At 43.2% G+C, this 4,905-nt stretch carries 6 protein-coding genes; 1 reads left to right on the top strand and 5 read right to left on the bottom strand.

What is annotated here, in order from left to right:
* The first annotated feature begins 324 nt into the window (after positions 1–324).
* Entirely contained in the window at positions 325–750 is a 426-nt protein-coding gene (locus tag KW93_RS12975; RefSeq protein WP_033543457.1) for a hypothetical protein, read from the top strand.
* A gap of 9 nt (positions 751–759) precedes the next feature.
* Here the strand turns inward: KW93_RS12975 and KW93_RS12980 are convergent, their stop codons facing one another.
* The 5 genes from KW93_RS12980 to KW93_RS13000 all read right to left on the bottom strand — a co-directional run bounded on the left by KW93_RS12980 (position 760) and on the right by KW93_RS13000 (position 4,639).
* The gene (locus KW93_RS12980) at positions 760–1,224 is read right to left on the bottom strand and encodes a GNAT family N-acetyltransferase (RefSeq protein WP_052131624.1); all 465 of its coding nucleotides are present in this window, start codon (positions 1,222–1,224) and stop codon (positions 760–762) included.
* 60 nt (positions 1,225–1,284) lie between these two features.
* A complete protein-coding gene (locus tag KW93_RS12985) occupies positions 1,285–1,746 on the bottom strand; it encodes an NUDIX hydrolase (RefSeq protein WP_033543459.1) in 462 nt (153 codons plus the stop codon).
* 65 nt (positions 1,747–1,811) lie between these two features.
* Entirely contained in the window at positions 1,812–3,053 is a 1,242-nt protein-coding gene (locus tag KW93_RS12990; protein WP_033543460.1) for an MFS transporter, read from the bottom strand.
* Positions 3,054–3,073: 20 nt separating this feature from the next.
* Positions 3,074–3,820 (bottom strand): GNAT family N-acetyltransferase, encoded by a 747-nt coding sequence (locus KW93_RS12995; RefSeq protein ID WP_235318419.1) that lies wholly within the window; start codon positions 3,818–3,820, stop codon positions 3,074–3,076.
* A 162-nt stretch (positions 3,821–3,982) separates the two neighbouring features.
* Positions 3,983–4,639: a DUF5694 domain-containing protein gene (locus KW93_RS13000; protein ID WP_033543462.1), complete on the bottom strand. Its 657-nt coding sequence runs from the start codon at positions 4,637–4,639 to the stop codon at positions 3,983–3,985.
* Positions 4,640–4,905 lie beyond the last annotated feature (266 nt).

Below are 4,905 nucleotides of genomic sequence, written 5' to 3' on the forward strand. Positions count from 1 at the left end.
CGCACAAATCCTGTTTTCCGCGCATAAGTGGGTCGTTTCCGCGCATAAATTTTTTGAGTTGGAAACTTTTTAATTCCTCATTTAAAATTCTGGGAATAAAAGTAATATCCATGCTGTTTTTCAGCTCTATGCTGTTTGAATCAGCTCAAAAAACATCGTATTTTGTATATGCCCTTCTCTTTTTGATCGTATTCCGCCAAAGTTGACGAAAAACCGCTTATTTTTTGATCCGCCTTATCGTAAAATTCTTTATTCCACTCAAAAGAAAGGCCTGTTTGAAACGTATACCCCTCCATCACGTCAAATGACGTAGGAGGTGATAAATTGAATAAGCTGACTTTTTTACTTATGTTTCTTGTATTGTTATTAACATCTTGCCAGGCAGCAAACCCGGATATGATTTCATTGGATGAAGTAGTGTCTTCCTTTGAAAATCAGCAAATTCCCATCAAAGAGAATAAAGAACCCAGAAAAGACAGCATTTTCAGCATGAAGCTTAATGGCGTCAAACCGGCCCATTATGAATTGGAAGGAAAGATGTTATTGGTCTATATTTATAAATCTCCTGAAAAACGGGAAAAGGGCTTACAGGATTTTCATGATAAAACTGCGGCGATGGATACTGTTTCTTATAATACTTATGAAGTTAAGAATGTATTGATTTTTTATGTATATGAACACGACATGAGTTTGAAAGTGAAATTTGATGATGCCATCAAAGAAGTTATGAGTGAATTGGAGGGACAGTAACGCTATTATTCAATCCAGCTTTTTCACAAAATGACTCCGCTCCTCATCTTTCCAGTCCACTTCAAAGCCCATTTTTGTATAAAAGCTGACAGCGCTGTGCCACTCATTATTTGTTTCCAGCATCAATGATCCATATCCTGCCTGACGCGCTTTTGCCTCGAGCTTCTGCAGCATCAATTCCGCCAGCCCTGTCCGCCGATGGGATTTCTTCACCGACATGCGCTGAATTCTGCCGGCCGTCCCGCTTTCTCGGGTCAACGCACCTGTACACACAACTTCATTACCGGCGAGGCCAATCAAAAACACATCGTTGCCCCGGCTGTAGTTTCGTATAATATCTTTCAAATCCGGATTGAATGAATGATCCAGAAAGCCGAAACGCTCTTCCAACCCGTCCAGAATTAATTGTCTCGCCGCTTCTTCGAACTGCTCCGTTATTGGTTTGATTTGTATGGACTGCCGCAGATCTTTCATTTGTATGCTCCTCCTGAGTTGCAGGTACTTATAATTGGTTTCAATAAATACAGTGAATCACTATTTCACAACCGGAAGCTCCGCCCCATTCACCCAGTCCAATATGAACCGCGCCTGATGGGGATTTAGATGTGGCAGACTCTCAGGTGAAAAGAACCGGTGCTCCTTGCTTTCCAGCGCATCCTGGATCAGCTCACCCGAAAATTCGGTTGTGTGAAAAATAATCTGGACGCTGAAAATCTTGTCTCCATTTTGATACTCCGCAAATCCTTCATTGCCTGAATAGAGCCCGAACAGCCGCAGGTTTTCCGTCACCAACCCCGTTTCCTCCAACGTTTCGCGCATAGCCGCCCCCATGAATGTTTCGCCTGGCTCCATGACGCCGCCCGGAATTCCCCATACATCGTTGTCTTTCCGGTGCTGCAATAAAATCTGGCCATCCCTTTCGATAATAATTCCACAGCCCACTGTCATTAATGTTTGCGTTCCGATTATTTGGCGCATTTCCTGTATGTAATTCATAGCTTCCTCCTGGTGATGTGATTTATGTATTTTCAAAATTTCTGGCAGAATAACTAATCAGTTTGCTAAACCAGCACTTCATTGTCAGCCTCTTCTTCCTGATAAAATCCGGCCTTCTGCGGCTTCAATACAAAATAAGAGAAGATGACAGCCGCCAGCAGCATGATGACTGCGAGCGTAACAATCGTGATGCGCAGCGATATAACATCCGCCAGGATTCCGATACCCAATATGAAAACCACCTGAACGGCGCTTTGGATCAGCTGAAAAATGCTGGTGACCCGCCCCATCAGCGCAACCGGAATATTGTTCTGGTAAAACGTGGAGATTCCCGCATTCATGAATACGTTGAAAAAACCCAGGATCAGAAATCCGGCCGTAATGGACAGGAATGACCACGAAAACGCGTAGATGATATAGCCGGCTGATGTCATCAGCACACCCAGCACGATCATCAGACGCAATGAAACTTTAGAAGAAAAAATGGAAAGCAGGAGGCCGCCGGTCACCGACCCAATGCCGGTGATGCTGATCAATAAGCTGTAATCCACTTCGGACAGCCCAATCACCTTCTGCGTAAAGACGACTTCCTGTGCATCCATGGCAAATGTAAAAATCATGACGCCAATAAAACTCAGATAAATTAAAGCTATGTATTTATTAGCGGAGAGAAATTGCGTGACCACGGTAAAATCACTTTTCACTTGAGCAATCGTCATCGAAGGGACCTTCTCCCGGTCGATCGTTTCCTTTTCCGGAAGCACTGTAAGCAGAAGCGCCGCAATCACAAAGAAAACCGCATTGATCCAGAGGGTGGTATGGATGGAACTCAGCAGGATCAAGGTGCCGCCAATGGCCGGGCCGATGATGAATGCACCCGAAGCAGTAACTGACCGTATGGAATTGAAGCGTTTCCTCTTCGCTTTTGACACGAGCATCGTCGTATAGGTCACCGATGAAGGGCCAAAAAAGGATTTGGCCACACTCAGGAAAATCAGGATCACGTAGATGCCGGCAATATTGGGTGCAAAGGGAATCAAGGCGATAAACGCTGCCCGCAGCAGGTACGTCGCGATGATCACGCCTTTTTTGCTGCGGTAATCGATAAAGCTGCCCGTCCAGAACTTCGTAAAGATATTGACGATCGGCCCAATTATCCAAAGTCCGGCAACCGCAGCGGCGGAACCCGTCATTTGGTAAACGATGATATTGATGGCAACCAGATAGATGAAATCACCGATGCCGGCAATTCCGAGCGAAGTCAGCAGCAGAGCCGGGTCTTTCCAGTCTTTCAGCTTGTTAACCACTCCGCTTTCCCCCAATCCTTTTACATCGTCAAATCATAACTGTCCAAAACATACTTTTCTTTAAACCCGGCAGCTTTGTACAGATTTATGGCCGCTGCATTTTCACACGATACGCATATGGTCACTTCATCAATACTTGGGTATGAGAAAAACTTCTTCAACGCATCTGTTAAGAGCCTTTTCCCTATTCCCTGTCCCCGGAATTCTTCGGAAACAGCAATGTACTCGATATTTCCTTCATCATGATCAGGGTTAGCTTCTATATAAACATAGCCTTTGATTTTTGATTTACCCTCTTTTATTACCAATAAATTATTATGGTTGCTGACTCTGTTCAAAATGGTGCCCGAATTGAAATAGGTCTTCGGAAAAGCCTCGTCATGTAAACGAGCGAAGGAATCATGGTATTCTTCCCCTATTTTTTCCGAAGCATTCATGGCTTCCGCAGTAAATGTGCTTCTGGTTATATTCAGCACCATGTCTCTCCCTGAATATTGGGCATCATTTTGCATGGCAAACTTTTTTGCAAATCTATTGTCTTTATTAACAAAAAAGGAACAGGACTTTATTTCTTGAGGTATTTTCAGCAGAACTTTTTCCCATAATGCTTGTGCGGTATCCGCATTCCCGTCTGTAACGAACGGCCCCCAGATATCAGCGGTCCCACTGCCCAGATCAACATCCAGCCCCATCGCACCGATCATTTTAGATTGATCCCATGCAACTGCAAATGAGTCTTCTATTTTCAGATCGGAAAAGTCATTCATCAACGAATTGTATATTTCCTCACTCTGCTCTCCGCAGAATCCGATGTGGCTGCTTTTTTCAGCGTTCATTTTTTGGAGATAGAGAGAAAGTTCTTTTACCTCATCGGATGATACGAATTTAATGTCCATTTTGACCGCCTCTTCTTTTTAAAATCATTGGATTTATTTCAAATAATCACTTGCAACTTCCACCTCAACCAGGTTGCTTTCCTTCAAAAATTGCACCAATAAATGCAGGTGGCCTGCGCCGTATAAAACAAAAATCCGATCTTCATTTGATTCGATTAAACTGACCAGGTTTTTATAAATGAGCATATTACGGAAATACCAATACTTCGCGTTCCATAATGCTCCTACGGGATGATCAGCCCCTCCCGCCAACGCCAATTTCATGTAAATTTCATGGCCTTTGGCAACCTGCTCCGGCGCGTTTAGCCAAAGCAGCAATTCTTTATAGGTATGGTCTTTGAAGAACGCCTCCATTTCAGTGGTGATCTCCTGTCCGATCTGCATGGCTGCCTCGTAATAATCGCCATTTTCCATTGTGCTCAAATTGGACATTTCCGGGACGTCTTCCTGATCCTCGTTCCAATCCACTGCATGGACTTGCGGGAGATTGTATTCTTTTGCCAAACGGTATCCGATTTGTTCTATTTCATTGACGCCCAATATGTATTGTCCATCCAGGAAGGCACAATATTTTTCATTTAATTCGCCTTCTATTCTTTCCACTGCTTCCAGAGCGATTTTCGTCGGCTTGAAATCTTTGAGGCAGCCAATCACTTCCTCGATCTCTTCCTGCCGCTTTTCCGACAGCATATTATCTTTTTCTGGCTGAAATAGATCTCCGTTATCGTGCGCGGTAAAATGATTGGTTCCGAGAATTAAGACAGTTGGTTTTATGATGATGACCTCCTAAAAATTTTTATGAAAGTAAAAAAATAATTTTTATAATAGTCTGCACAATTATGTAATTCTACCCTTAAAATATTTTACCAAAAATTTGAAAAATTATAAACAGCCTGTGTATGATGTAAAATCTTTAAGAGAGACCATTGATATGAAAAAGGCTTCGCGGACGCGAA

Source organism: Planococcus sp. CAU13 (assembly GCF_000775575.1).
Classification (GTDB): Bacteria; Bacillota; Bacilli; order Bacillales_A; family Planococcaceae; genus Planococcus.